Source organism: Microbacterium sp. 1S1 (genome assembly GCF_008271365.1).
Taxonomy (GTDB): domain Bacteria; phylum Actinomycetota; class Actinomycetes; order Actinomycetales; family Microbacteriaceae; genus Microbacterium.
Map to the genome: position 1 here is coordinate 2,609,390 of NZ_CP043430.1, position 26,586 is coordinate 2,635,975.

Genomic DNA, 26,586 nt, shown 5'->3' on the forward strand with positions numbered 1-26,586 from the left:
GGCTTTCAGTTCGAAGGGGTGGGACCGGAGCGCATCAGAGATGTCGGTAGACGTCCTGCAGGGTGAGGCCCTTCGCGAGCATCATGACCTGCAGGTGGTAGAGGAGCTGCGAGATCTCCTCCGCTGCCGCGGCGTCCGATTCGTACTCCGCCGCCATCCAGACCTCGGCGGCCTCTTCGACGATCTTCTTGCCGATCGTGTGCACGCCACCGTCGAGCTCCGCCACGGTCCCCGATCCTTCAGGACGGGTCTCGGCCTTGACGCTGAGCTCGGCGAACAGCTCGTCGAAAGTCTTCACCCCTCCAGGCTACCGGCTCGCGCGAGGTCCCTGAGCCGGGTGACCGCCGCCTCCACGTCGTCCGCACCGTAGACCGCGGATCCCGCGACGAACGTGTCCGCCCCGGCCTCGGCCGCCTGTGCGATCGTCGCGTCCGAGATACCCCCGTCGACCTGCAGCCACACCGACGAGCCCCGCCGCCGCGCCTCTGTGGAGAGCGCCTGCAGCTTGGGCATCGTCTCGGGCATGAAGCCCTGTCCACCGAATCCGGGCTCCACCGTCATCACCAGGATCTGATCGAACTCGTCCAACAGCTCGAAGAGTCCCTCCACCGGAGTCGCGGGCTTGACCGCCACGCCCGCCCGAGCACCGATGTCGCGCAGCCGGCGAGCGAGAACCACCGGCTCCCCCGCCGCCTCGAGGTGGAAGGTCACGCTCGCCGCGCCGAGTTCGGCGTACCCGGGAGCCCAGCGATCCGGGTCCGTGATCATGAGGTGCACGTCGAGCGGGACCGGGCTGGTCTCCTGGATGCGCTGCACCATCTGCGGACCGAAGGTGAGGTTCGGGACGAAGTGGTTGTCCATGACGTCGACGTGCGCGAAGTCGGCCGTCGCGATGCGAGCGAGCTCCGCCTGCATGTTCACGAAGTCGGCGGCGAGGATGCTGGGGTTGATACGCGGTGCGCGGGGCAGGTCCATGATCTCAGCCTTCCTTCGGGGCGTCTGTTGCGAGAGGGCGCTGCAGGAGCGCGAGGAACATCGCGTCGGTGCCGTGGCGATGCGGCCAGAGCTGGACACTGCCGGTCTGCGAGCGCCCGTCGTCGGCGAGGTCGATCGGCGACCGTGCCACGCCGCGCAGCACGGCACGGGCATCGAGTTCGACGAGCTCAGGACGCAGGCGCCGCACCTCCTCGACCACCGCGGTCGTCTCCGCGAGGTGGGGTGAGCAGGTGACGTAGGCGACGACGCCTCCTGGCGCCAGCGCGTCCACGGCCGCCGCGAGCAGCCCGACCTGCAGCGGCACGAGTTCGGCGACGTCAGCCGGCGACTTCCGCCAGCGCGCCTCCGGTCGCCGGCGCAGCGCGCCGAGGCCGGTGCAGGGGGCGTCCACGAGGATCCGGTCGAACACCCCCGGCCGCTCGGCCGCGAGTTCCCGCCCATCACGCTCGTGCACGGTGACCTCTCCCGGAACGGCGCGCAGCGCGTTGCGCACGAGCCGGGCGCGGGTCGGCACCACCTCGTTCGCCTCCAGGACCGCGCCGTTCTGCCGGGCGACGGCAGCGAGCAGCGCTGTCTTCCCGCCGGGGCCGGCGCACAGGTCGAGCCATCGCTCTCCCGCTCGCACAGGTGTCACCGCCGTCAGGGCGAGAGCGACGAGCTGCGAGCCCTCGTCCTGTACCCGGACGGTCCCCTCGGACGCCCCCATCGCGAGGCGCGGATCCCCGCCGGGAGAGCCGAAAGCGGTGGGGGCATACGGCCGTCGCGGCTCCCCGGGATCGGCCAGACCGGGGAGGGCGACCAGCGTGACCTCGGGCGAGACGTTGTCGGCCTCCAGCAGTGCGTCCAGCTCCTCCACCCGCTCCTCGGCAGCGAGGGCGCGCCGCAGCGCCCGGATGACCCACACGGGGTGCGCGGCTCGGAGCGCCAGACGCTCGTCGTCTGACCGGGCGGCCTGCTCGATGCGGGCCAGCCACTGCTCGGGTGATTCGCGGGCGATCCTTCGGAGCACCGCGTTGGCGAAGCTGGACGCGCCGCGACCCGCGGCGAGTGCCACCAGGTTCACGGACTCGTTCACCGCGGCGTGCGGAGCCACCCGTGTCGCGACGAGCTGATGGACTGCGAGCCGGAGCGCGTCGAGCACCGCGGGGTCGACCGCGTCGGCAGGGCGATCGGCGGCGGCGGCGACGATCGCGTCGTAGGTCCCGCGGCGACGCAGCGTTCCGTAGGTCAGTTCGGTCGCCAGCGCGGCGTCCTGCGGTTCCAGGCCTGCCTCGGCGATCGCGGTCGGGAGGAGGAGGTTGGCATAGGCGTCGGAGTCCGACACGGCCCGGAGCACGTCGTAGGCCACTCGCCGCGCGGGCTGCACGGTCCGGCTCGGGCCACGACCGCCGCTGGCGCGCGGCTCACGTTGTGGGGCGTTGCGGCGCCGTCCGTCGCTCATGAGCCGGCCACCGGAGTCGTGCCCTGGAGACCCCGCCACCAGTCGGCAGCGTTCATCGCCCCCTTGCCCGCGGGCTGCAGCCGGGTCACCGCCAGGGGCGAGGTGGCCGTGCCGATCAGCACCTCCGAGCGGGTCCCCGCCACGGTCCCGGGCGGGAGGTCATCGCGCTCTCCCCCGTCGTCCGGCCGCGCAGCGAGGATCTTCAGCCGTTGACCATCGATGGTCGTGTGCGCCCCGGGCTCCGGTGTGACCCCGCGGAAGCGGGCGTACACGACGTCCAGCGGCTCCTGGAAATCCAGCAGACCGTCCTCGAGGTTCAGTTTGCCGGCGAAGGTCGGCTCGCCTTCCTGGGGAACGGCGCGGGCACTGCCGTCGGCGATCGCCGTCACCACCTCGGCGGTGAGGGCAGCCCCGTCGATCGCCAGGGTCTCCAGTGCGTCGCCGGCCGTCGCCGTCTCCGAGATCTCGACGGCGCGGGACGCGAACACGTCGCCGGCGTCGAGTTCGGGGACGAGTCGGAAGACGCTCGCACCGAGGACGGAGTCCCCGGCGATCAGCGCGCGCTGGACCGGAGCCGCGCCGCGCCACGCCGGCAGGAGCGAGAAATGGAGGTTGATCCAGCCGGCGTCGGGCGTGGACAGGAGGGGTTCGCGGACGAGGCCGCCGTACGCGACGATCACGCCGAGCTCGGGTCGCAGGGCCGCGATCTCCGCCGTCGCGGCCTCGTCGAGCCGCGCCGCCTGGATGACAGGCAACCCGAGCTCGGCGGCGACCTGGGCGACCGGCGAGGGAGTGAGCACGCGTTTCCGTCCGAGCGGGGCGTCGGGCCGTGTCACGACGGCGGCGATGTCGTGCTCGGCGGCGAGACGTCGCAGAGTGGGGACCGCGGCGGCGGGAGTGCCGGCGAAGACGAGGCGCATGAAGGTTCTCCGGATGGGTCAGAGTTCTGGATCGAGGATATCGAGGCGGACCGAGAGCGTGCTGCGGGCGGCCTTCACCCGGCCTCGGCGACCGCTCACCGCCTCGGCGACGACGGCGGCGCGGAGCGTGGTCGCGACGCGGCTTCCCGCGCTGTAGTCGAAGCGCACGAGTGCGCGGACCCGCGGGGGGACGTCGTCCGAGTCGACGGGGACGGGACCGAGCACCGCGTCCGCGGGCAGGGAGAGCTCGGAGAGCGCCTCCAGCGCGCGGGCGACGGCGGCCGCGGATCCCTCCACGAGCGCGACGCGCGCGGTCGGCGGCATGTGCAGCGGCGCCCGCTGTTCCAGCTCGGTGCGCGCGTAGGCCGCGTGGTTCCAGGTGGCCAGGGCCTTGGCTACTGCGCCGTCCACGCCGACGAGGTGGATGGGAGCGCCAGGGGCAGCCAGAGCGGCGGCGTTCGACCACCACCGCAGACAGGCTTCGCTGATGCGAAGGTCCGGGGCCTGCAGCATGCGCGGGCCGTCGAGCAGGACCACCGCCCGGTACCCGCCGTCGGCGAGCGGCTCCGCGCCGCGGGTGGCGACCACCAGCGCCGGCCGCTCGTCGACACGCTCGACCGGATGCCCCCCGTCCGCCACGACCACCCGGACCCCCGGGAAGGCTCGCCCCAGCTCGTCGGCCGTCCGTTCGCTCCCCGAGGATGCCAGCCGGAGCCGGGTGGAGGAGCACACGGGGCAGGTCCATGCCCTCGCACCGCGGCCGCACCAGCCGCACACGGGGACGGCGCCCCGCTGACGAGCGCCGAGGGGGCCGCCGCAGTGCGGGCATCGGGCGGGCGCCCGGCAATCCGCGCAGACCAAAGACGGCGCGAAGCCGGGACGCGAGACCTGGATGAGCACGGGCCCTTCCGCGGTGGCTCGACGGGCAGCCAGGAAGGCGGACGACGGCATCCGCTGCGCCGTCGGCTGCTCCATCTCCTGCGGCGTGCTCAGCACGACCCGCGGCAGGACCCGCCGGGCGGCGCGGATGTCCTGCAACCAGCCGTGGGCGACGAGACGTTCGACCTCGGTCGTGCGTGTGTGGCCTGCGAAGAGCAGGGCCGACCCCTCCGCCTCCTGCCGCAACAGCGCGGCATCGCGCGCATGGACATAGGGCGCGAGCGGCTCGCCCAGCAGGCTGTCGCCGTCGTCCCACAGCGCCACGAGGCCGGCGACGACAGGGGCGTACACGGCGGACCTGTTCCCCACCACGATGCACGGAGCGTCCTCGAGCGTGCGCAAGAACGAGCGGTAGCGATCCGGGTTCGACTGTCGGGAGTCGTACCGCGCGATCGCCTCCGCCGGGACGAACGCAGGGAGGGCGGCCAGCAGCCGATCGAGGTCACGGTGGTCGGGCACGACGAGGATGCTCGACTTCCCCGCCCCGAGCATCGTCGCGGCGGCGGCGGCCAGCATCCGCGCCCACCCGGGGGTGTCATCGGTCAGTCGCGGGATGGCCTCGACCGCCGCACGCCCGCTCCCGTCGAGGGCGGCCTGCAGGCCGTCGTACAGCCCGACGACGGACGCGGCCTCGTCCCGGGCCTCCGGCTCCAGGTCCGGCGTCGGAGAGTCCGCGGTCCAGGCCTTCTCGACGCGCACCTGACGCTTCGGAATGACCAGACGCAGGACGTCGGAGGCGGAACCCGCGGCGCGGTCCGCCACCCGCCGAGCCAGGCGATACAGGCGGTCGGGCAGCACAGGAACAGAGGACACGACGCTCTCGACCTCGGAGAGCGGGCGATCCGCGTCGTCTTCGACGTCCAGCTCCACGACGAAACCGTCCACCACTCGTCCGGCGGTGCGCAGCGGGACGCGTACGCGCACTCCCGGGATCACCTCGCCGAGTTCGGCCGGCAGGGCGTAGTCGAACAGACGGTCGAGTTGTGGCAGCGGTGATTCGAGGAGCACCCGGGCGATGCGCCGGCTCTCCGGAGACATCAGGACCGCGGCTCCGTCAGAGCCCGGCAGCGCGCCGCAGCTCCTCGGCCCGGTCCGTCCGCTCCCAGGTGAAGTCGGGCAGTTCACGGCCGAAGTGCCCGTAGGCCGCCGTCTGGGCGTAGATCGGTCGCAGCAGGTCGAGCTGCTCGATGATGGCCTGCGGCCGCAGATCGAAGACCTCGTCGATGGCCCGGGTGATGGCCTCGTCGGACACCCGCCCGGTGCCGAAGGTCTCCACGTACAGGCCGACCGGGCGCGCGACGCCGATCGCGTAGGCGACCTGCACCTCGAGGCGATCGGCGAGCCCCGCGGCGACGGCGTTCTTGGCGACCCAGCGGGTCGCGTAGGCGCCCGAGCGGTCGACCTTGGAGGGGTCCTTCCCGCTGAAGGCTCCGCCACCGTGCCGCGCGGCACCGCCGTACGTGTCGATGATGATCTTGCGGCCGGTGAGCCCGGCATCGCCCTTGGGACCGCCCGTGACGAACGGGCCCGCGGGGTTGATGTAGTAGGTGACGTCGTCGAGGTCGAGGCCGGTCGTGGCGAGGACCGGGTCGATCACGTGTTCGCGGATCTGCGCCTTCAGATCGTCCTGGGCGATGTCCGGGTTGTGCTGCGTCGACAGCACGACGGCATCGACGGTCTTCGGAGTGAAGCCGTCGTACCCGAGGGTCACCTGCGTCTTTCCGTCCGGACGCAGGAAGGGCAGCAGCCCGCTGCGACGCACCTCCGTGAGCCGCTCCGCGATGCGGTGCGCGGTCCATGCGGCCATCGGCATGAGCTGCGGGGTCTCGTTCGTCGCGAAGCCGAACATGATGCCCTGGTCCCCGGCGCCGAGGCCGTCGAGCGGGTCCACGGACGAGCCGTCGCGGTGCTCCTGCGCGTTGTCGACGCCGTGCGCGATGTCGGTAGACTGCTCGCCGACCGAGACGCTGACACCGCACGAGTCACCGTCGAAGCCCGTGTCGGACGACGTGTAGCCGATGCCGTTCACGACCTGCCGAACGATCGTCGGGATGTCGACGTAGGCGTCCGTCCGGATCTCCCCCGCGACGTGGACGAGACCGGTGGTCACCAGCGTCTCCACGGCGACCCGGGAACCCGGATCCTTCTCGAGAAGCCCGTCGAGGATGCTGTCCGAGATCTGATCGCAGATCTTGTCCGGATGCCCTTCGGTGACGGACTCGGACGTGAACAGACGCAGCGCGCTCATCGATGCTCCAGAACGGGGACGGACGGTGGAAGGGTTTGGCACCCATTCTGGACCGCGCCACCGACGTCGCGGCGGCGCGGTCGTCGAGTCACTCCGCGTGACGCAGGCGGAGCTTGTCCTCGTTGATCTCGTGCAGAGCGATGGTGAGCGGCTTGTCCTCGACGGAGGAGTCGACGAGCGGGCCCACGTTGTCGAAGAGGTTCCCCTCGTGCAGGTCGGAGTAGTAGTCGTTGATCTGACGGGCGCGCTTGGCGGCGTAGATCACGAGCTCGTACTTGGAGTCGACGCGCTCCAGCAGGTTGTCGATGGGGGGATCGATGATGCCGTTGTTGCGTCCGGCCATGGGTGGACCTCCTGATCAGGCGACGGGATTCGCCGCGAAGACGGTGCTGCGGGCGCGCGACCCTTCGACGAGCTCAGGGACCGGCGTGGTGCTCGACCCTGGAATCAGGTCAGCGCGCAGAGCTTGTAGACAAGTCTACGACCTCGCGAGCGGCGGTGGCGACGTCCTCGTTCACGACGAGGTGGTCGAACTCGTTCTGCGCCGCCAGCTCGACCTTCGCCGTGCGCAGGCGACGAGCCCGTTCCTCGGCGTCCTCGGTGCCGCGGCCGACCAGCCGGTGCACGAGCTCGTCCCAGCTCGGCGGCAGCAGGAAGATGAGGGTTGCCGACGGCTCGGCGTCGCGGACCTGGCGCGCACCCTGGAGGTCGATCTCCAGCAGCACGGTCTTTCCTTCGGCCAGCGCGGCGTCGATGGGCGCCCGCGGCGTGCCGTACCGCGAACGGTTGTGCACCACCGCGTACTCCAGCAGCTCGCCGTCGGCGATCAGGCGGTCGAACTCGGCATCGTCCACGAAGTAGTAGTGCACGCCGTCGATCTCACCGGGGCGCGGGGGTCGCGTAGTCGCGGAGACCGACAGATGGATCTCGGGATTGTTCTCCCGGATGTGCGCCGCCACGGTGCCCTTGCCGACGGCCGTGGGGCCCGCGAGGACGAGCAGTCGGCTGCGCGCATCGCGGGGGGCCGGCACCGGGAAACGGTCGTCCAGCCATTCCTCGAGAACGCGGCGCTGGCGCGCGCCCAGACCACCCAACCGCTTGACCGGCGAGATGTGGAGCTGCTCCAGCACCCGGTCGCGCTTACCCGCGCCGATCGCCGGCAGGGCCAGGAGGAAGTCGGTGATGCGCATGGAACCCTCGACCGAGTCCGGGTCTTCCGTCGCACGATGCAGCACGGCTTGCGGGGTGACGACGCGCATCGTGAGATCCCGCTTGAGCGACGCCCTCGCGCGCCGTCGCTCGACCGCGCGGCGCGCCGCGGCAGCCCTGTCGACCTCGGGGACGGTGCGGCGTTCCTCAGCCACGGCTGACCTCTCGATACTGGGCGGCGCGGTCGGCGATCGTCTCGGCGAGGGCCGCCGGGCCCGCGGAGAGGAGGCTGCGGCTCTCGCTCGCGATCACCGAGGCGGCCATCGGGCCGAAACGGCGGGCGAGGTCCGCGGGGGTGGCGCCTTGGGCGCCGAAGCCGGGCGCGAGGATCGGGGCGAAGGGTGCGAACGGCGCGAGCCCGGCCTGCACCGCGTCCACCGTGGCGCCGATGACGAAGCCGAAGCTCCCCCACTCCCCCTGGGGCGTCGCGGCAGCGTTCCGGCGCGACACCTCGGCGACCACCGCGGCGGACACCGTCTCGCCGTCCGCGGTCTGCGCGCGCTGCAGCGCGGTGGCTTCGGGGTTGCTCGTCGCCGCGAGGACGAAGAGCCCCTTGCCGTGTTCCTCGGCCAGCGCGAACGCGCCATCGAGCGCGCCGACGCCGAGGTACGGGTTGACCGTCAGCGCGTCCGCCTCCAGCGGCGCGCCGGCGGGCAGCCAGGCCTGGGCGTAGTCCGCCATGGTGGATCCGATGTCACCGCGCTTGGCGTCGGCGATCACGAGGAGTCCAGCCGCACGCGCAGCGGCGAGCACGTCCTCCAGCGCGGCGAACCCGGCCGCGCCGTGCCGCTCGAAGAACGACACCTGCGGCTTCACGATGCCGACGCGACCGGCGGCCGCGTCGACGGCACGGAGACCGAACTCCCGGACTCCGACGGCATCGGCGGCCAACCCCCACGCCGCCAGGCGCGCGGCGTGGGGGTCGATGCCGACGCAGAGCGGGCCGTACGTCTCGAGAGCCGCCCTGGCCCGCTCGCCGAAGCGTGCCGTCATACCGCGACCTTCCGGTCCTGCGCATACTCCTGCAGGCTCTTGACCTGGAAGCCCTCGTGCGCGGCGTCCATCCCGCTCACCGCGGCGCCGAGCACCGCGATGGTCGTGAAGAGCGCCTTGTCCGCAGCGACGGCCGCTGCACGGATCTCGTAGCCGTCGGCCCTCGCCGCCCCTCCGGACGGGGTGTTCACGACGATGTCGATCTCCCCGTCGTTGATGAGGTCCACGATGTTGCGGGCTCCGGACTCCTGCGTCTCGCTGTACTTCTCGACCACTGTGACCGCGATGCCATTGCGCGACAGGATCTCCGCCGTGCCCTCCGTCGCCACGATGGTGAAGCCGAGCTGCTGCAGGCGGTGGGCCGGAAGGATCACCGCGCGCTTGTCGGAGTCGGCGACCGAGATGAACACCGTTCCCGAGGTCGGCATGCCCCCGTAGGCCGCGGCCTGCGACTTCGCGAAGGCGGTCGGGAAGTCCCGGTCGATGCCCATGACCTCGCCGGTCGAGCGCATCTCCGGGCCGAGGACCGAGTCGACCGTCTTGCCGTCGGCGGTGCGGAACCGCTTGAAGGGCAGCACCGCCTCCTTGACGGAGACCGGAGCGTCCAGCGGCACCCTCGAGCCGTCCTGCTCGGGCAGCATGCCCTCCGCGCGGAGCTCGGCGATCGTCGCACCGGCCATGATGCGGCTGGCCGCCTTCGCCATCGGGATGCCCAGGGCCTTGGACACGAACGGCACCGTGCGGCTGGCGCGCGGGTTGGCCTCGATGACGTAGAGCACGCCGGCGCTGATCGCGAACTGGACGTTCAGGAGTCCGCGCACGCCCACGCCCTGAGCGATGGCCAGGGTGGCCTCGCGGACGCGGTCGACGTCGCTGCGGCCGAGGGAGACGGGCGGCAACGTGCAGCTCGAGTCGCCGGAGTGGATGCCGGCTTCCTCCAGATGCTCCATGACGCCGCCGATGAAGAGGTCGGTGCCGTCGTACAGCGCGTCGACGTCGAGCTCGATCGCGTCGTCCAGGAAGCGGTCGACCAGGAGCGGCTTGCCCTCCTCGATGACGACCTCGCCGGCGGTCCGCACGAAGTACTCGCGCAGCGCGTCGGTGCCGTAGACGATCTCCATACCGCGGCCGCCCAGCACGAAGCTCGGACGCACGAGCACGGGGTAGCCGATCTCCTCGGCGATGCGGACCGCGCCCTCCACGTCGATCGCCGTCCCGTTGCGCGGTGCGAGCAGCCCGGCTTCGTCGAGCAGTCGCGAGAACAGCTCGCGCTCCTCGGCCAGGTCGATGGCCTCCGGGCTCGTGCCCAGGACCGTGTACCCGGCCGCCTCGATGCCCTTGGCGAGCCCGAGCGGGGTCTGGCCGCCGAGCTGGCAGACGACGCCGAGGATGGTACCGCTCGCGGCTTCGGCGTCGAGGACCTCCAGCACGTCCTCGAGCGTCAGGGGCTCGAAGTACAGCCGGTCGGACGTGTCGTAGTCGGTCGACACCGTCTCCGGGTTGCAGTTGATCATGACGGTCTCGAAGCCGGCGTCGGACAGCGCGAACGAGGCGTGCACGCACGAGTAGTCGAACTCGACGCCCTGGCCGATGCGGTTCGGGCCGGAACCGATGATGACGACCTTGGTGCGCTCGGACGGCGCGACCTCGGTCTCGGCGTCGTAGCTCGAGTAGTGATAGGGCGTCAGAGCGGGGAACTCGCCAGCGCACGTGTCGACCGTCTTGTAGACGGGACGGATCCCGAGGCCGTGGCGCACGCCGCGGATCTCGGCCTCGCTCTCGCCCCGGAGCTGTGCGATCTGCGCGTCCGAGAAGCCGTGCTCCTTGGCGTAGCGCAGTGTCGCGTCGTCCAGCTCGCCGGCGGTGCGGATGACCTCGGCGACCTCGTTGATGAGGACAATCTGGTCGAGGAACCACGGGTCCATGGCAGTCGCCTCGAACGCCTGCTCGACGGTCGCCCCCTTGCGCAGCGCCTGCTGCAGGGTGACGATCCGGCCGTCCGTCGGGGTCTTCGCGACCTCGAGCAGCTCCTCGACGCTGCGCGGCTCCTCACCCCAGTGGAAGCTGGAGCCCCGCTTCTCGAGCGAGCGGAGGGCCTTCTGCAGCGCGGTGGCGTAGTTGCGGCCGATCGCCATCGCCTCGCCGACCGACTTCATGGTGGTCGTGAGGGTGGCGTCGGCGGCCGGGAACTTCTCGAACGCGAAGCGCGGGACCTTCACGACGACGTAGTCGAGCGTCGGCTCGAAGCTCGCCGGGGTCACACCGGTGATGTCGTTCGGGATCTCGTCAAGGCGGTAGCCGAGGGCGAGCTTCGCCGCGAGCTTGGCGATCGGGAAGCCGGTGGCCTTCGACGCCAGCGCACTCGACCGGGAGACGCGCGGGTTCATCTCGATGACGATGATCCGGCCGTTCTCGGGGTTGACCGCGAACTGGATGTTGCAGCCCCCGGTGTCCACGCCGACGGCACGGATGATGTCGATCCCGATGTCGCGCATCTTCTGGTACTCGCGGTCGGTCAGCGTGAGGGCGGGCGCTACGGTGATCGAGTCGCCCGTGTGCACTCCGACCGGGTCCACGTTCTCGATCGAGCAGACGACGACCGTGTTGTCCGCGGTGTCGCGCATCAGCTCGAGCTCGTACTCCTTCCAGCCGAGGATCGACTCCTCCAGGAGCACCTCGGTGGTGGGCGAGTCGCGGAGGCCGGCGCCGCCGATGCGGCGCAGGTCCTCCTCGTCGTAGGCGAAGCCGGAACCCAGACCGCCCATGGTGAAGGAGGGGCGCACGACCAGCGGGTAACCGAGCTCGGCCGCCCCCGCGAGCAGGTCGTCCATCGTGTGCGCGATCACGCTGCGCGCGACGTCCGCACCCGACTCGATCACGAGCTCCTTGAAGACCTGGCGATCCTCGCCCTTCTTGATGGCGTCCACCTTCGCGCCGATGAGCTCGACGCCGTACTTCTCGAGGATCCCCTGTTCGTGCAGCGACATCGCGGCGTTGAGCGCCGTCTGGCCGCCGAGGGTGGGCAGGATCGCGTCGGGCTTCTCCTTGGCGATGATCGTCTCGATCACCGCGGGGGTGATCGGCTCGATGTACGTCGCATCGGCGAAGTCCGGGTCAGTCATGATCGTCGCCGGGTTCGAGTTGACGAGGATGACGCGGACGCCCTCCTCGCGGAGGACACGGCACGCCTGGGTGCCGGAATAGTCGAACTCGCAGGCCTGGCCGATGACGATCGGGCCGGAGCCGATGACGAGGACGGAGCTGATGTCGTCGCGCTTGGGCATTACTTTGCGTCCTTCTTGTTCGCGATGACCATGTCGCGGAAGCGGTCGAAGAGATAGTTGGCGTCGTGCGGTCCGGCCGCGGCCTCGGGGTGGTACTGCACCGAGAAGGCGGGGATGTCGAGGGCGCGCAGTCCCTCCACGACGTTGTCGTTGAGGCCGACGTGGCTGACCTCGACCTTGCCGTAGCCGTGCGGGCTGTCGAAGGAGCCCTCCAGGGGCGCCTCGACGGCGAAGCCGTGGTTGTGGGCGGTGATCTCGACCTTGCCCGTCTGCTTGTCCAGCACGGGTTGGTTGATACCGCGGTGGCCGAACGGCAACTTGTACGTGCCGAGGCCCAGGGCCCGGCCGAGGAGCTGGTTGCCGAAGCAGATGCCGAAGAAGGGCAGGCCGTCGTCGAGGACCGCGCGCAGCAGCTCGACGTGGTCGTCCGAGGCCGCGGGGTCACCGGGGCCGTTCGAGTAGAAGACGGCGACGGGCTCGATCGCGCGGATCTCGTCGATGCTCACGTCCTGCGGGAGCACATGGACGTCGAAGCCGCGGGCGGCGAGGTTGTCGATCGTGGCCTGCTTCACCCCGAGGTCGAGCACGGCCAGGTTGCCGATGCGCTCCCCCACCGCCGGGGTCACGATCGCGCTCTCCACCGAGACCTGCGCGGACAGGTTGAGGCCGGTCATCTCCGGGGCCTCGCGGACGATCCGCAGCTGCTCCTCCGGGTCGAGCTCGGCGTCGGCCCCCGAGAAGATGCCGCCGCGCATGGAACCGGCCGAGCGGATGTGGCGCGTGACCGCACGCGTGTCGATGCCGCTGATGCCGACGATGCCGTCCTGGACGAGGACGTCATCCAGGGAGGCGTTCGCGCGCCAGTTCGAGACGACACGTGAGGGGTCGCGCACGATGTAGCCGGCGACCCAGATGCGGCGCGACTCCGTGTCCTCGTCGTTCATGCCGGTGTTGCCGATGTGCGGGGCGGTCTGGAGGACGATCTGTCCGGCGTAGGAGGGATCGGTGATCGTCTCCTGGTATCCCGACATGCCGGTGGCGAACACGACCTCGCCGAGGGTGCGTCCGCGCGCGCCGTAGGCACGTCCGCGGTGTCGGGTGCCGTCCTCCAGGACGAGAACGGCGGGATCAGGGAGGCGGACCGAGGCGGTCTGCGGGGAGGAAGTCGAGAGGGTCATGACGTTGCTCCTGTGTCAGGGGCGGCGGGGATCAGCCGCTGCAGGTCGGAGATGAGGGTCGGGAGGTCACCGCCGGTGAGGCGAACGTAACTGTCGACGACGGTCGCGTCGTCGACGCGCCACGAGATGCGCACCAGCCCCCCGGGCTCCACGACGCGATCGATGGTGACGGTCGCGCGGTCGACGGAGACGAGGCGGTCGGCGGCGAGGAAGACGGTGGGGGCACCGTCCAGCGCCAGCGCGATGCCGCGGTCGGTCACAGCCAGCTCGCCCCGTGCGCGGAACGCCAGCGGAGTGATCGCGAGCCGTTCGAGGGGCTGCTCGTGCCGCGTGGTGGACACGTAGAGCACCTCGTCGCGACGCATCACCTCCGCGTGCTCCGGCACGCCGAGCGGGGCCGTGTACGCGGCATCGCGCCGCACTCGTCGTCGCCAGGCGAACAGCATCGAGAGCAGGATCAGCAGCGCGACGACGATGATGATCGCGACCGCGAGGTCCCGTGCGCTCATGCGCCGAGCTCCTCGACGACCGCGCCGCCGTCGACCGTGAGGAGGCCGCCGTGCACCGTGAACTCCACGCGTCCAGGGAGCTCACGGCCGAGGTAGGGCGAGTTCACGCTGCGCCCGTGCAGGTCCGCGGCCGTGAACACGCCGTCCACCGAAGGGTCGTACAGCGTGATGTGCGCGGGCTGCCCTGCCGCGAGCGGCGTGCCGTGGCCGGAGAGCCGTCCGATCCGTGCGGGGGTCCCGCTCATGACGCGGGCGACGTCGGCCCAGGAGAGCAGACCGGTCTGCACCATCGACTGGTGCACGACCCGGAGGGCGCTCTCCAGCCCGACCATGCCGTTCGCAGCGGCCTGCCACTCGCACGCCTTGTGCTCCGCGGGGTGCGGCGCGTGGTCGGTCGCGACGATGTCAATCGTGCCGTCGGCCAGGCCTTCGCGGACGGCGAGGACGTCCTCCTCGCGGCGCAGGGGCGGGTTCACCTTGAACCGTGCGTCGTAGCCGCGGACCAGTTCATCGGTGAGCAGCAGGTGGTGCGGCGTGACCTCCGCCGTGACGTTGACCCCGCGCTTCTTGGCCCAGCGGACGATGTCGACCGAGCCCGCCGTCGAGAGATGGCACACATGCAGCCGCGAACCGACATGCTCGGCGAGAAGGACGTCACGCGCGATGATCGACTCCTCGGCGACGGCCGGCCACCCGGCGAGCCCGAGCTCCGCCGAGACGGTGCCCTCGTTCATCTGAGCACCCTCGGTGAGCCGCGGGTCCTGCGCGTGCTGGGCGATGACGCCGTCGAACGACTTCACGTACTCCAGCGCGCGGCGCATGATCAGCGGGTCCCACACGCAGAAACCGTCGTCGCTGAATACGCGCACCCGGGCGCGCGAGGAGGCCATGGCGCCGAGCTCGGCGAGCCGCTCGCCCTTCTGCCCCACCGTGACGGCACCGATCGGCTGCACCGTGGCGTAGCCCGCCGCTTCGCCGAGGGCGAGTTCCTGCTCGACCACACCCGCGGTGTCCGCGACCGGGGAGGTGTTCGGCATCGCGAACACAGCGGTGAAGCCGCCGGCTGCGGCGGCCCTCGTGCCGGTGAGGATCGTCTCCGATGCTTCGTAGCCCGGCTCGCGGAGGTGGGTGTGCAGATCCACGAGGCCCGGCAGAGCGACGAGGCCGGCGGCGTCGATCACCCGTGCGCCGGTGCGGCTGAGCCCCGTTCCGATCTCGGCGATGACACCGTTCTCGATGATGATGTCGGCGCTGTCCGCGCCGAGCAACTGTGCACCGGTGATGACGAGGGTCTCGCTCACAGGTCTCCCCCTCGTTCGTCGTCTCGTTCCCCTGCCAGCAGCAGGTACAGCACAGCCATGCGCACGGAGACCCCGTTGGACACCTGTTCCAGCACCGTCGAGCGGGGGGAATCGGCTGCTTCGGAGGAGATCTCCAGTCCCCGGTTCATGGGTCCGGGGTGCAGGACAATGCTACCGTCCGGCAGCGCCGCCACGCGCCGCGCGTCCAGGCCCCATCGGCGCGAATACTCCCGCTCAGTCGGGAAATACGCCGCGCTCATCCGCTCGAGCTGGATGCGCAGCATCATCACGGCGTCCGGCCCTTCCGCGAGGGCCTCGTCCAGGTCGTAGACCACGCGGACCGGCCACAGTGACACATTCTGCGGCACCAGGGTGGGCGGCGAGACGAGCGTGACCGCGGCGCCGAGCGTCGTGAGCAGCCAGACGTTGGAGCGCGCCACCCGGGAGTGCAGCACGTCGCCGACGATCGTCACGCGGACGCCGGACAGATCCCGTCCCCGGCTGTCCGCCCCGAAACGGCGCTTGCGGATGGTGAACGCGTCCAGGAGCGCCTGCGTGGGGTGCTCGTGCGTGCCGTCGCCGGCGTTGACGACCCCGGCGGAGATCCAGCCGCTCGTCGCCAGCGTCTGCGGGGCGCCGGAGCCGGGGTGCCGCACGACGACGGCGTCGGCGCCGATGGCCTCCAGCGTCTGCGCGGTGTCCTTCAGGCTCTCGCCCTTGGAGACGCTGGAGCCCTTGGCCGCGAAGTTGATGACATCGGCGGACAGGCGCTTGGCGGCGGCCTCGAACGAGATGCGGGTACGGGTGGAGTCCTCGAAGAAGAGGTTCACGACGGTCTTGCCGCGCAGAGTGGGGAGCTTCTTGACCTCGCGGGACTGCGTGTCGGCCATGTCCTCGGCGACGTCGAGGATACGAAGAGCGGAAGCCCTGTCGAGCGTGCGGGTGTCGAGGAGATGCCTCATTCGCCGATCGTCACCTCCTCGGCTCCGTCGTTCTCGAACAGACGGACGTTGACACGCTCGGTGCGCGCCGAGGGGATGTTCTTGCCCACGAAGTCAGGACGGATGGGCAGCTCGCGGTGACCGCGGTCGATGAGGATCGCGAGACGGACGACGGCGGGGCGTCCGATCGACTGCAGGGCGTCGAGAGCGGCGCGGATGCTCCGGCCGGAGAACAGCACGTCGTCGACGAGGACGACGGTCTTGCCGTCGATGCCCCCCGGGGGGATCTCGGTCGGCTGCGGCGACCGCGTCGGGTGCTTGGCGAGGTCGTCGCGGAAGAGCGTCACATCGAGGGATCCGACGGGGACGGAGACCTGCGCGATGTCGCTGATCAGAGCGGCGAGCCTGTGGCCCAGCGTGACACCGCGGGTCGGGATGCCCAGGAGGACGAGGTTCTCCGCACCGCGGTTGGACTCGAGGATCTCGTGCGCGATCCGGGTCAGCGCTCGTGAGATGTCGGCTTGGTGCAGCACAGTGCGCACTCCCATCAGCCGCTCCCTTCTCCGCCTCACAGGACGGTGTTAAAGGTTGCTTCGTGGTGCCAGTGTATCGGACCCGCGATGCTCCGCCCGGTCAGCTCGCCTCGCGGAGCACCGGGTCCGTCACGTCGTCGATCTTGGAGGAGCGGATCGGGTGACCGCTCGTCGAGAGGCAGCGTCCGGTGTTCAGGTCCCACTTCCAGTCGTGCATGCTGCACGTCAGGATGCCGTCCTCGTCGACCTTCCCGGTCTTGGTGAGATCGGCGCGCAGGTGCGGGCAGCGCCGCTGGACGACCCAGTCACCGATCTCGGCGTCCTCGGTCTGGTCCGTCTGCTCCTGGTACCAGTTCTCGACGTACTCGATCCGGTCGACCGAGAGACACTTGAGGAACGTGGTGAGGAACTCGTTGAACTTGCCGCTGCGCCCGACGGAGAACTGCATCGACAGGAAGATCGAGTTGGACCAGTCGATCTCGTGGTCACGGATGTTCGTCGACACGAGGTCGGCTGGGATCGTGTACCAGTACACGCACTCCTCCCCCGCATACTCGCGGACCTTGGCACGGGGGAAGTCCACGACCATATCGAGGTCCCCGATGCGGAAACGGACGTGGCCACCGACGCCGAGGCGGATGGTGCGCGACTTCTTCAGCAGCGGCTCCCACCACTCCTTGATCGCCAGCAGCATCTCATCGGGAGGGATGATCTCGGCGCGGGAGGCCTCCTCGTCCCGGATCTCCTGCTGCCGTGTCGCGCGCTGCTCCTCCAGGTACTCCCACTTCTCGTCGAAGATGTGGTCGAGCTCGGCCTCGGTGTAGAGCGTCTGTTCCGTGGTCACCGCGCCGCCGTCGATCGTGACGAGAGTTCCGGGGACGAAGAGCTGTCCGTCGTACTTCGGCTCCAGCTCCTTCATGTGCGCGATGAACTGCTTCTGGTCCGTGAAGATGGACTCGCCGTTGCGGCCCATGCCGTTGAAGTCGAAGAGGTCGTCGCGGAGGAACATGGGCGGGCCCGCCATCGGGAAGACGTGCGGCGCGTCGACCTTCTCGATGTAGTACATCGCGCGCTTGTTCTGCGCCTCCCGCTTGAGACGGGCGAAGTTCTGCTTGGCGTCCAGAGGCAGGTCGTAGACCATGGGCCACCAGATCGCACCGGAGACCTGCGTGAAATAGGCGTCCGGCTTACCGAAGTGCAGGAGCTTCTCGAGGTCGAGCGGGTGCGAGTCGTTCTGGTTGAGCATCGACCCGGTGCCGTCGTCCACGCTGAGAGACGAGTCGCCGATCGGGCCGTCGCTGGGGGCGCGCAGCGGGGTGATCATCATCTTCAGCGCCCCGCGCTCGATGATCTCACCGGCCGGCGCGTAGGTGATGTTCGTGTACCCGAGCGCCCGGATGTCCTGCTCCAGGTCGTCGATCGGGTACTCCGGCAGGAGCACCTCGATGTCCTTGCGGATGTAGCGCTCGAGCAGCGCGGGGTCGAAGTGGTCGCGGTGCCGGTGCGAGATGTACAGGAAGTCGGCTTCGCGTCCGTATCGCTCCCAGTCGAGGGCGCGGTTGTCCGGGAACGGGAACCAGGACCCGAAGAAGGACGGGCCGAGCACAGGGTCGCAGATGATGTTGCCGCCCAGCGTCTCGATGAACATGCCGGCATGGCCGAGCCCCGTGATCCGCATTGCATTCCTCTCGAAGATGAACCGTTCGATTGTACCGGCGCCTCCCTGAGCGCCCGGCGGGACGGGCCGGGGAAAAGGGGCTAGTCGCCGAAGAGGCCGCGGATGTCCTCGGCGGTCAGCGTCTGGGCGAAGAGCGCGTCGTCGTCCAGCACGGCCGTGAACAATCGCGCCTTGCGGCGTTGCAGCGCGAGGACCTTCTCCTCGATCGTGCCGGTCGCGATCATCCGGTAGACGAACACCTGACTGCGCTGGCCGATGCGGTGCGTGCGGTCGACGGCCTGGGCCTCGGCGGCCGGGTTCCACCACGGGTCGAGGAGGAAGACGTAGTCGGCCTCGGTCAGCGTGAGCCCGAACCCGCCGGCCTTCAGGCTGATGAGGAACACGGGCTGCTCCCCCGCGGTGAAGTCGGCGACGACTCCCTCACGGCGCCGCGTGGAACCGTCGAGGTGCGCGTAGGGGATCCCGGCGGCGTCCAGGCGCGCGGCCGCCATGTCCAGGTAGGACGTGAACTGACTGAAGACGAGCGCCCTGTGCCCTTCCGCCTGCAGTTCGACGATCCGCTCCAGGAGCACGTCGAGCTTGCGGGAACCGAGCCGTGCATCGGCGGCGTCGATCAACGCCGGAGCGAGGCTGAGCAGACGCAACAGGGTCAGCGAGCGGAACACGATGAAGCGGTTGCGGTCCAGGTCTTCCAGCAGGCCGAGCACCTTCTGTCGCTCGCGCTGCAGCACGGTCTCGTAGAGCTCCCGGTGCCCGGGACTCAGCTCGACCTCCAGCACCTGCTCCTGCTTCGGCGGCAGCTCGGGGGCGACGAGCTCCTTGGTACGGCGGAGGACCAGCGGGCGGATCCGCCGTCGGAGCTGGGCGAGGCGACGCTGCCGATACGGCCCGCCTTCCGCGTTCTCCGGGACCTTGCCCTGCTCGATCGGTTGGATGTACTGCTCGCGGAACTTCCGGGCCGAGGCGAACAGGCCGGGCGCGGTGAGCTTCAGCAGCGCCCACAGTTCCGAGAGACTGTTCTCCAGCGGCGTGCCCGTCACCGCGATCGTCACGTCGGCGGGAAAACGTGCGATCGAACGGTGGAGCTTCGTCTCCGGATTCTTGACGAACTGGGCCTCGTCGAGGATGAGCCCAGCCCAGGCGACGCCCGCGTACGCCTCCTCGTCGAGACGGGCGACGGCGTAGGTCGTGAGCACGACGTCGGCGTCGCCCGCCGTGACGCCCACGGATGGACCGGCGGTCGACCCGCGACTGATCACGCGCAGCCCGGGCGCGAATCGAGCCGCCTCGGTGCGCCAGGTGGACAGCACGGACGTCGGTACGACCACGAGAAAAGGCCGGTCCTCCCCTGCCGCACGGGCATGCAGGATGAGCGCGAGGAGCTGCACGGTCTTTCCGAGCCCCATGTCGTCGGCGAGGATGCCGCCGAGGCGGTGCGCCCAGAGGAACGCAAGCCAATCGAGGCCCTCCTTCTGGTACGGCCGGAGCTGCGCGGTGAGCCCGGGCGGGATCGGCACCGGAGGCACCGTCGACGCAGTGCGCAGCCCCTCGGCGGTGGCGCGCCAGCTCACGGCGGGATGGGCCTCATCCGCCAGATCCTCGAACTCCTCCCAGAGGTCCGTCTGATGACGGCTGATCCGCGGACCCGTCTCCCACTCATCAAGATCCCCGGCCTCGTCGAGCAGGTCGCGCAGCCGGTCCAGAGCCGGGTGATTCAGCGAGAAGTAGCTGCCGTCGACGAGCAGGAGCTTGCGCCGCCCCGCGCTGAGGGCCGCGAACAACGGCTCGAACGGGATGTTCCTTCCATCGATGCGCACGATCACGCCGAGGTCGAACCAGTCCGGGTCCGTGCTCTCCACGGTCGAGACGGTGATCTCCGGCTCGCCGGCGAGTTCGCGATACGTCTTGCGACGGCCGGACACCTCCACCGCGACGCCTTCGGCCTCCAGCGCGGGGACGACACGGGTCATGAACTCCGCAGCCTCGACGTCGTGAAAGGCGCCCGCGGGAGCGAACTCCAGGCCGCGCTCCCGCCAGATGTTTCGGAGCGTGTCCGCTCCGCCGGCTTCGGCCGCCGGGTCCCTCACGGCTTCCGGCCCCGGGGCGAACGGCACCCTCCCGAAGCCGCGATAGTCCCACTCGAACGCGTACTCCACGGTGTCCCCTCGGCGGAACGCCACCTGCAGCACCGGGCGAGGCGGCGGGAGGGCGGGCAGCGCGACGCGGCCGACCGCGCGGACGGGGATACGGCGCGCGAGGAGCGGATACGCCTCGTGGAGGAAAGCCGCCTCCTCCTCCGCGGGGACCAGGAGCGTCTCGGCTCGGAGCAGCGACTCGCCCGGACCGGCGAGCGGAAGCTCTGCGAGGGTCACGTGCAGCCGTGACCCGCTCTGCGCGATCTCGTACACGCCGGACCGCCCGAGAGCCCGGACGCTGCCCGGCGCCGTCTCGCGCCCGTCGAGGGTCACGACCGGACGGACGACGAGGACGCCGTCGTCATCGCGGGACACGTCAGCCGTCAGTTCCGCGGTGTCCGCGAGGGCGAGCGTCGTCGACCGCTGGGCGGCCACGAGCGGGATGCCGAGCTCGGTCGCCGAGCGGAGGTGCCCCCAGAGCAGTCGCGACTCGATCAGGTCGGCGACGAGCCAGTCCCCCGCTGTACCGGAGAGCAGCGCGTCGCGCGCGATGCTGAGCAGATCGGCGAACCACCGCGACCGTTCACGACCGTACTGGTCGGGGGCGCGGCGCACCGCGTCCCAGGTCGCGGAACCGAGCACCCAGGCCCCGGTCGCCGCGCTCCGCTCCAGGGGACGGATGCCGAGCAGGATCTCGCCTGTCGCCCTCGCGACGTCGCGCGGAGTCGCGGTGCGCTGCGGACGCGACGCCCACGGATTGGCACCACGGGCGTCTCGGACTCGCAGCTCGAATCCGAGAGCCAGGGGTGTCGTCGCCGCCGGAGCTGCGCCCGCCTCGAACAGGGCCCGCCAGTCGCGCGCCCCGTCTCCCGGGGTGCCGGAGGAGGCGGGCTGCGGGTGGATCATGGGACGATCCTGCCCGCCGCCGCCGACACCGCTGCTGCGGCGCTCAGGCCGAGCGGGCGACGCGGGCGAGCACGCCGTGCACGAAGGCGCCCGACTCGTCGGTGGAGAACTCCTTCGCGAGCTCCACCGCCTCGTCGATCGCGACCGCGGTCGGAACCTCGTCGTTGTAGAGGATCTCCCACGCGCCGATGCGCAGCAGGGCGCGGTCGACAGCGGGCATCCGCTCGAGCTTCCAGTCACGGCTGTGCGTCGTGATCTGCTCGTCGATCTCGTCGCGCTGGTCGATGATGCCGTCGACGATCTCGCGGGCGTACAGCCACGACGCCTCGCGTGCGGGCTCGTTCGCCGCGCGCTTCGCCTCGGCGGCGAGGGCCACCGCGACCTCGTCGCCGCGGACGTCGGCGGAGAATAGGATGTCGAGCGCGCGCTTGCGCGCCTTCGTGCGGGCGCTCACGCCTTACTTCTCGCGGCCGAGGTACTCGCCCGTGCGGGTGTCGACCTTGACCTTCGTGCCGGTCTCCAGGAACAGCGGCACCTGGATCTCGTAGCCGGTCTCCAGCGTTGCCGGCTTGGTGCCGGCGGACGACCGGTCGCCCTGCAGGCCGGGCTCGGTGTACGTCACCTCGAGGATGACCGACGCCGGGAGGTCGATGTAGAGCGGGTTGCCGTTGTTGAGGGCGATCGTGACCTGCTGGTTCTCGAGCAGGAAGTTCTTCGCGTCGCCGACCGTGGCGGCAGGCAGCGTGATCTGGTCGAAGTCGGTCTGGTCCATGAACACGAACCCGTCACCGTCGGTGTACAGGTAGGTGTAGTCGCGGCGGTCGACGTTCTCGATGTCGATCTTCGCGCCGGCGTTGTACGTGCGGTCGACGACCTTGCCGGAGACGACGTTCTTCAGCTTCGTGCGGACGAACGCGCCACCCTTGCCGGGCTTGACGTGCTGGAACTCGATGACGCTCCAGAGCTGCCCGTCGATGCTGAGGACGACGCCGTTCTTGATGTCTGCGGTGGATGCCATGTGCGAGGAGTTCCGTTCCTGAGTCCGTGGGGCCGGGGTCGGCCGACAGTCGATTCTACGGGATGCCCGGTGCGGGACGCCGCGTGGGCACGATAGACGCTCCTCCGCGGGAGGGGAACCCCCGTGACGCCGGTGTCCTCCCTCGGCAGCGTGGACCTGGACAGGAGGAATCGAGATGAGCGAGAACGACCGCGACCGCGACCCGACCAGGATGGCGAATCAGCCGGCGCTGAGAACGTCCTCCGGGGCGGTCTGGCTGATCGTCGCCGCGATCTTCACCGCAGTCAGCCTCGTACCGCTGATCGGCATCGTCGGCAGTGGCGGCGCGGCAGGAACGGTCGGCCTCATCACGGCGATCGTCCTGGTGCTGGGCCTGGCGGCGATGGTGGTCGTCCGCCTCACCGTGACGAGCGTGCGCCCTCGGCTGCGGGCGCTCGCCGGCTGCTTCCTCGCCATGGCTCTGCTGACCCTGGTCGGCATCACCGTCTGCGTGCTGCTCGTCGGTCTCCCCTGACCCCGCGTCGTCAGAGGCGCGCGATGAGCTCCCGCACCGCGTCCGCATAGCCGTCGACGCCGCGTCCGATGACACGGACCGCGGCGACGTCGTGCAGGAACGAATGGTGACGGAACTCCTCTCGGGCGTACACGTCGGAGATGTGCACCTCCGCGAACGGCAGCGCGACGCCCGTGAGCGCGTCGCGCAGGGCGACCGAGGTGTGCGTGAGGCCGCCCGGGTTGATGACGATGCCCGCGCAGTCGGCGCGAGCCTCGTGGATCGCGTCGATGAGGACGCCCTCGTGGTTGCTCTGCAGCGCCCGCACCTCGTATCCGAGCGGGGCGGCGGCGTCTGCGGTGATCCGCTCGACATCGGCCAGAGTCGCCGTGCCGTAGACCGCCGGTTCGCGGGTGCCGAGCAGGTTCAGGTTGGGGCCGTTGACGAGCAGCAGCCGGCGCGGCGGCGTCATGCGGACACGCTCCCCGCATCGATCAGCTCACGGCGCATGACCCATTCCCGACCGAAGTCGGGCGTCTCGATCTCCCCGGTCCGGACGAACCCACGCCGACGATAGACCGCCTGCGCGCGCTCGTTGTCGACGTGGACCTCGAGCACGAGCGCGCGGAGACCGCGGTCGCGTGCCCAGGCGGCCGCGGCATCGAGGAGGGCATCGATGACTCCGGCGCCCCGGTGGTCATCCGCCACGTAGACCCCCACGACCAGTCCGGCGTCGTGCTGCTCGCGATGCGGGAGCACGGTCACGGTCCCGGTCCACGTGCCGTCGTCGGCGATCGCGACGAACTGCGCCGCGGCGGCGTCGCCCGCCGCGTTCGCCGCACGCTCCTGCCAGAAGCGGTCGGCCTGCGCCGTGGCGTGCTCGACGGTGTCGAGGAAGGCCATCGGCGCGGCCGGGTCGGCGAGGGCCTGCAGGCGCAGCGCCTTGACCTCCCGCCAGTCCTCCGCGGTGATGCGCCGGACGGCGAAGCTCATGCGCCGATCTCCTGGTACGCGGCGAACAGCAGCGACTCGTCCGGCGCCTGGAGCACGGTGGGCTTGGCGATGTCGTCGAGCAAGATGAAGCGGAGCATCCCGCCGCGGCTCTTCTTGTCGCGCTGCATCGTGGCGAGCAGCTGCGGCCAGGCCCCGGCCCGGTACGACGTCGGAAGGCCCAGCGACTCCAGGATCGTGCGGTGGCGCTCCGCCGCGGCGTCCGACAACCGCCCGGCGAGCCGCGACAGCTCCGCGGCGTACAGCATGCCGATCGAGATGGCCGCCCCGTGCCGCCAGCGGTACCGCTCGGCGTGCTCGATCGCGTGCCCGAGCGTGTGGCCGTAGTTCAGGATCTCGCGCTGTCCGGCCTCGCGGAAGTCGTCCGAGACGACCTGTGCCTTCATGTCGATCGCGAGCTCGACGGCCCGGCGGAACTCGTCCGTCGAGGTGTCGACCGCACGCGTGGGATCGGCCTCGACGATGTCGAGGATCTCCGGCGCCCAGATGAAGCCGGCCTTGACGACCTCCGCGAACCCGGCAGTGGCCTCGTTCGGACTCAGGCTGCCCAGTTCGTCGAGGTCGCCGATGACGGCGCGGGGCGCCCAGAAGGCACCGACGAGGTTCTTGCCCTCTGCGGTGTTGACCCCGGTCTTGCCCCCTACAGCGGCATCCACGAGGCCGAGCACGGTGGTCGGCACCTGGACGATCTGGATCCCGCGCAGCCAGGTCGCCGCGACGAAGCCGGCGAGGTCGGTCACCGCTCCCCCGCCGTAGCCGATGACGGCATCCGTTCGGGTGAAATCGGCCTGGCCCATGACCTGCCAGCAGAACGCGGCGACCTCGATGCGCTTGCCCTGCTCGGCGTCCGGGATCTCGGCGAGCAGCACCTCGCGCGGGCCGTCCGCGGTGTCGGCGAGCAGCCGGTCCCGGAGTTCGGCGGCGCGCGCCGCGAGGGTCGGCGGGTGCACGACGAGGATCTTGCGGACGCCCGGGGCCAGAGCCGCCGACACCTGTGCGAGGATCCCACGTCCGATCGTGATGTCGTAGGCGTCGTTCCCGGTGACGCTGATGGTCGTCGTGCTCATCGCTGTTCTCTCCTCCATGCCACGATCTCGTCCGCGATGCGCTGCATCGGACGCCGCGAGGTGTCGAACGTGGTCGACGCCACCTCGTCGTACCATCCTCGCCGTTCGGCGAAGATGCGCTTCCACTTCTCGACCGGGTCCTCGCCCGCCAGCAGCGGGCGCGTCCCGCCGCGCAGGCGGTCGGCCACCGCGGCCTCGCTCACGGTGAGGAAGACCACAGGATGGGCGTGCAGCAGCGCGCGCGTCTCCGGATCCGTGACGGCGCCGCCACCGAGGGAGATCACCCCGCCCTCGGCGAGGGCCTCGCGGACCGCCGCGCGCTCCAGGTCTCGGAAGTGCGCCTCGCCGTGCGCGGCGAAGATCTCCGGGATCGGGCCGTGCGCGGCGACGATGCGCTTGTCGGTGTCGATGAAGGCGACGCCCAGCCGCCGCGCGACCCGTCGCCCGACGCTGGTCTTGCCGGCCGCCATCGGTCCCACGAGGACCAGCGTCAGCGGCTCAGCCTCGTTCGTCATGCGCGATGAGCGCCGCCTCGGACGCGGGGGCCGTGCGCAGCTCCGCGGGGATGCCGTCGAGGTACCCCTCCAGGTTGCGGCGCGTCTCGCGGATACTGTCGCCGCCGAACTTCTCCAGCACGGCGCGCGCCAGCTCGATGGCGACCATGGCCTCCGCGACGACGCCCGCCGCGGGCACGGCACAGACGTCGGAACGCTGGTGATGCGCGGTCGCCTCGTCGCCGGTCGCGACGTCGATCGTGCGCAGCGCGTGCGGCACGGTCGCGATCGGCTTCATGCCGGCCCGCACGCGCAGCACGGTTCCGGTGGACATGCCGCCCTCGGTGCCGCCGGCCCGGTCCGTGCCGCGGGCGATGCCGTCGACGGTGGCGAAGAGCTCGTCGTGGGCGGCGGAGCCGCGGCGGCGCGTGGTTTCAAAGCCGTCGCCGACCTCCACGCCCTTGATCGCCTGGATGCTCATGAGCGCCTGGGCCAGCCGGGCGTCCAGGCGGCGATCCCAGTGCACGTGGGAGCCGAGCCCCGGCGGCAGGCCGTACGCGAGGACCTCGACGATGCCGCCGAGGGTGTCGCCGTCCTTCTTGGCGTCGTCGACCTCGGCGACCATGAGCGCCGAGGTCGCGGGGTCGAAGCACCGCAGCGGGTCGGCGTCCAGCGCGTCCACGTCGTCCGGGGTCGGCAGCGCCGCCCCGTCCGGCACACGCACTGGCCCGATGGAGAGCGTGTGGCTGACGAGCCGGATGCCGAGCTCGCCGAGGAAGGAGCGGGCGACGGCGCCGAGCGCCACGCGGGCGGCGGTCTCCCGCGCGCTCGCGCGCTCGAGGATCGGACGGGCCTCGTCGAAGTCGTACTTCTGCATGCCCACGAGGTCAGCATGCCCCGGCCGCGGCCGGGTCAGCGGGGCGCCACGACCGCGCGAGCGGTCGGTGAGCTCCACCGGCTCCGGGTTCATGACCTCGATCCACTTCGGCCACTCGGTGTTGCCGATGCGCAGCGCGATGGGGCTGCCCAGCGTCTTCCCGTGCCGGACGCCACCGGAGATCGTGAGCTCATCCTGTTCGAACTTCATCCGCGAGCCGCGTCCATAGCCGAGCTTGCGGCGGGCGAGGTCGGCCTGGATGGCCTCGGACGACACCGGGACGCCGGAGGGCAGACCCTCCATGACGGCGATGAGTTCTGGGCCGTGCGATTCGCCGGCCGTGAGCACGCGGAGCATGTGCTCTAGTCTCCCATGCGTTTCCCCCCGCGACGTGCCGCGTTTCGTCGGGCGGCGC

At 70.6% G+C, this 26,586-nt stretch carries 25 protein-coding genes; 1 reads left to right on the top strand and 24 read right to left on the bottom strand.

Going from position 1 to position 26,586, the window contains the following annotated elements:
• Nucleotides 1-34: 34 nt before the first annotated feature.
• The 19 genes from FY549_RS12640 to efp all read right to left on the bottom strand — a co-directional run bounded on the left by FY549_RS12640 (nt 35) and on the right by efp (nt 22,229).
• On the bottom strand, nt 35-298 hold the full coding sequence (locus tag FY549_RS12640; protein ID WP_149085329.1) for a phosphoribosyl-ATP diphosphatase: 264 nt from the start codon (nt 296-298) through the stop codon (nt 35-37).
• The gene (rpe, locus tag FY549_RS12645; RefSeq protein WP_149085330.1) at nt 295-975 is read right to left on the bottom strand and encodes a ribulose-phosphate 3-epimerase; all 681 of its coding nucleotides are present in this window, start codon (nt 973-975) and stop codon (nt 295-297) included. Before rpe ends, FY549_RS12640 begins: the two co-directional genes overlap by 4 nt.
• A 4-nt stretch (nt 976-979) precedes the next feature.
• Nucleotides 980-2,437, bottom strand: coding sequence for an RsmB/NOP family class I SAM-dependent RNA methyltransferase (locus FY549_RS12650; protein WP_149085331.1), 1,458 nt, complete (start codon nt 2,435-2,437; stop codon nt 980-982).
• Nucleotides 2,434-3,357 (bottom strand): methionyl-tRNA formyltransferase, encoded by a 924-nt coding sequence (gene fmt, locus FY549_RS12655; protein WP_149085332.1) that lies wholly within the window; start codon nt 3,355-3,357, stop codon nt 2,434-2,436. Before fmt ends, FY549_RS12650 begins: the two co-directional genes overlap by 4 nt.
• Before the next feature lie 18 nt (nt 3,358-3,375).
• Nucleotides 3,376-5,334 carry a primosomal protein N' gene (locus FY549_RS12660; RefSeq protein WP_149085333.1) on the bottom strand — a complete coding sequence of 653 codons (1,959 nt, stop codon included), beginning with the start codon at nt 5,332-5,334 and terminating at the stop codon, nt 3,376-3,378.
• 16 nt (nt 5,335-5,350) lie between these two features.
• Nucleotides 5,351-6,544, bottom strand: coding sequence for a methionine adenosyltransferase (gene metK / locus FY549_RS12665; protein WP_149085334.1), 1,194 nt, complete (start codon nt 6,542-6,544; stop codon nt 5,351-5,353).
• Between the two features lie 88 nt (nt 6,545-6,632).
• A complete protein-coding gene (gene rpoZ, locus FY549_RS12670; RefSeq protein ID WP_025103490.1) occupies nt 6,633-6,887 on the bottom strand; it encodes a DNA-directed RNA polymerase subunit omega in 255 nt (84 codons plus the stop codon).
• 109 nt (nt 6,888-6,996) lie between these two features.
• On the bottom strand, nt 6,997-7,908 hold the full coding sequence (gene gmk / locus FY549_RS12675; RefSeq protein WP_149085335.1) for a guanylate kinase: 912 nt from the start codon (nt 7,906-7,908) through the stop codon (nt 6,997-6,999).
• On the bottom strand, nt 7,901-8,746 hold the full coding sequence (gene pyrF / locus FY549_RS12680; RefSeq protein ID WP_149085336.1) for an orotidine-5'-phosphate decarboxylase: 846 nt from the start codon (nt 8,744-8,746) through the stop codon (nt 7,901-7,903). Before pyrF ends, gmk begins: the two co-directional genes overlap by 8 nt.
• Nucleotides 8,743-12,030: a carbamoyl-phosphate synthase large subunit gene (carB, locus tag FY549_RS12685; protein ID WP_149085337.1), complete on the bottom strand. Its 3,288-nt coding sequence runs from the start codon at nt 12,028-12,030 to the stop codon at nt 8,743-8,745. The genes pyrF and carB overlap by 4 nt, the downstream gene beginning before the upstream one ends.
• Entirely contained in the window at nt 12,030-13,208 is a 1,179-nt protein-coding gene (gene carA, locus FY549_RS12690) for a glutamine-hydrolyzing carbamoyl-phosphate synthase small subunit (RefSeq protein ID WP_149085338.1), read from the bottom strand. Before carA ends, carB begins: the two co-directional genes overlap by 1 nt.
• On the bottom strand, nt 13,205-13,717 hold the full coding sequence (locus tag FY549_RS12695; RefSeq protein WP_149085339.1) for a hypothetical protein: 513 nt from the start codon (nt 13,715-13,717) through the stop codon (nt 13,205-13,207). The genes carA and FY549_RS12695 overlap by 4 nt, the downstream gene beginning before the upstream one ends.
• Nucleotides 13,714-15,018, bottom strand: coding sequence for a dihydroorotase (locus FY549_RS12700; protein WP_149085340.1), 1,305 nt, complete (start codon nt 15,016-15,018; stop codon nt 13,714-13,716). Before FY549_RS12700 ends, FY549_RS12695 begins: the two co-directional genes overlap by 4 nt.
• On the bottom strand, nt 15,015-15,980 hold the full coding sequence (locus FY549_RS12705) for an aspartate carbamoyltransferase catalytic subunit (protein WP_149085341.1): 966 nt from the start codon (nt 15,978-15,980) through the stop codon (nt 15,015-15,017). Before FY549_RS12705 ends, FY549_RS12700 begins: the two co-directional genes overlap by 4 nt.
• On the bottom strand, nt 15,977-16,507 hold the full coding sequence (gene pyrR / locus FY549_RS12710) for a bifunctional pyr operon transcriptional regulator/uracil phosphoribosyltransferase PyrR (protein ID WP_149085342.1): 531 nt from the start codon (nt 16,505-16,507) through the stop codon (nt 15,977-15,979). The genes FY549_RS12705 and pyrR overlap by 4 nt, the downstream gene beginning before the upstream one ends.
• Before the next feature lie 85 nt (nt 16,508-16,592).
• Nucleotides 16,593-18,170: a Rieske 2Fe-2S domain-containing protein gene (locus FY549_RS12715; protein ID WP_149085343.1), complete on the bottom strand. Its 1,578-nt coding sequence runs from the start codon at nt 18,168-18,170 to the stop codon at nt 16,593-16,595.
• 80 nt (nt 18,171-18,250) lie between these two features.
• The gene (locus FY549_RS12720) at nt 18,251-21,211 is read right to left on the bottom strand and encodes a DEAD/DEAH box helicase (protein WP_149085344.1); all 2,961 of its coding nucleotides are present in this window, start codon (nt 21,209-21,211) and stop codon (nt 18,251-18,253) included.
• A gap of 43 nt (nt 21,212-21,254) precedes the next feature.
• Complete coding sequence (gene nusB / locus FY549_RS12725) at nt 21,255-21,665, bottom strand: transcription antitermination factor NusB (protein WP_060922157.1); 411 nt, start codon at nt 21,663-21,665, stop codon at nt 21,255-21,257.
• 3 nt (nt 21,666-21,668) lie between these two features.
• On the bottom strand, nt 21,669-22,229 hold the full coding sequence (gene efp, locus FY549_RS12730) for an elongation factor P (RefSeq protein WP_149085345.1): 561 nt from the start codon (nt 22,227-22,229) through the stop codon (nt 21,669-21,671).
• 175 nt (nt 22,230-22,404) lie between these two features.
• On the opposite strand from efp, the gene FY549_RS12735 reads away from it, so the two are divergent.
• Nucleotides 22,405-22,743, top strand: a complete 339-nt coding sequence (locus FY549_RS12735) for a hypothetical protein (RefSeq protein WP_149085346.1) — start codon at nt 22,405-22,407, stop codon at nt 22,741-22,743.
• A gap of 10 nt (nt 22,744-22,753) precedes the next feature.
• Here FY549_RS12735 and aroQ read toward each other — a convergent pair whose 3' ends face one another.
• Genes aroQ through aroC form a run of 5 tightly spaced genes read right to left on the bottom strand, consistent with a single transcriptional unit; the run spans nt 22,754 to nt 26,528 of the window.
• On the bottom strand, nt 22,754-23,194 hold the full coding sequence (gene aroQ / locus FY549_RS12740; RefSeq protein WP_149085347.1) for a type II 3-dehydroquinate dehydratase: 441 nt from the start codon (nt 23,192-23,194) through the stop codon (nt 22,754-22,756).
• Complete coding sequence (locus tag FY549_RS12745; RefSeq protein ID WP_149085348.1) at nt 23,191-23,715, bottom strand: GNAT family N-acetyltransferase; 525 nt, start codon at nt 23,713-23,715, stop codon at nt 23,191-23,193. Before FY549_RS12745 ends, aroQ begins: the two co-directional genes overlap by 4 nt.
• A complete protein-coding gene (gene aroB, locus FY549_RS12750) occupies nt 23,712-24,800 on the bottom strand; it encodes a 3-dehydroquinate synthase (protein WP_149085349.1) in 1,089 nt (362 codons plus the stop codon). The genes FY549_RS12745 and aroB overlap by 4 nt, the downstream gene beginning before the upstream one ends.
• The gene (locus tag FY549_RS12755; RefSeq protein ID WP_149085350.1) at nt 24,797-25,315 is read right to left on the bottom strand and encodes a shikimate kinase; all 519 of its coding nucleotides are present in this window, start codon (nt 25,313-25,315) and stop codon (nt 24,797-24,799) included. The genes aroB and FY549_RS12755 overlap by 4 nt, the downstream gene beginning before the upstream one ends.
• On the bottom strand, nt 25,299-26,528 hold the full coding sequence (aroC, locus tag FY549_RS12760) for a chorismate synthase (RefSeq protein ID WP_149085351.1): 1,230 nt from the start codon (nt 26,526-26,528) through the stop codon (nt 25,299-25,301). The genes FY549_RS12755 and aroC overlap by 17 nt, the downstream gene beginning before the upstream one ends.
• Between the last annotated feature and the right edge of the window lie 58 nt (nt 26,529-26,586).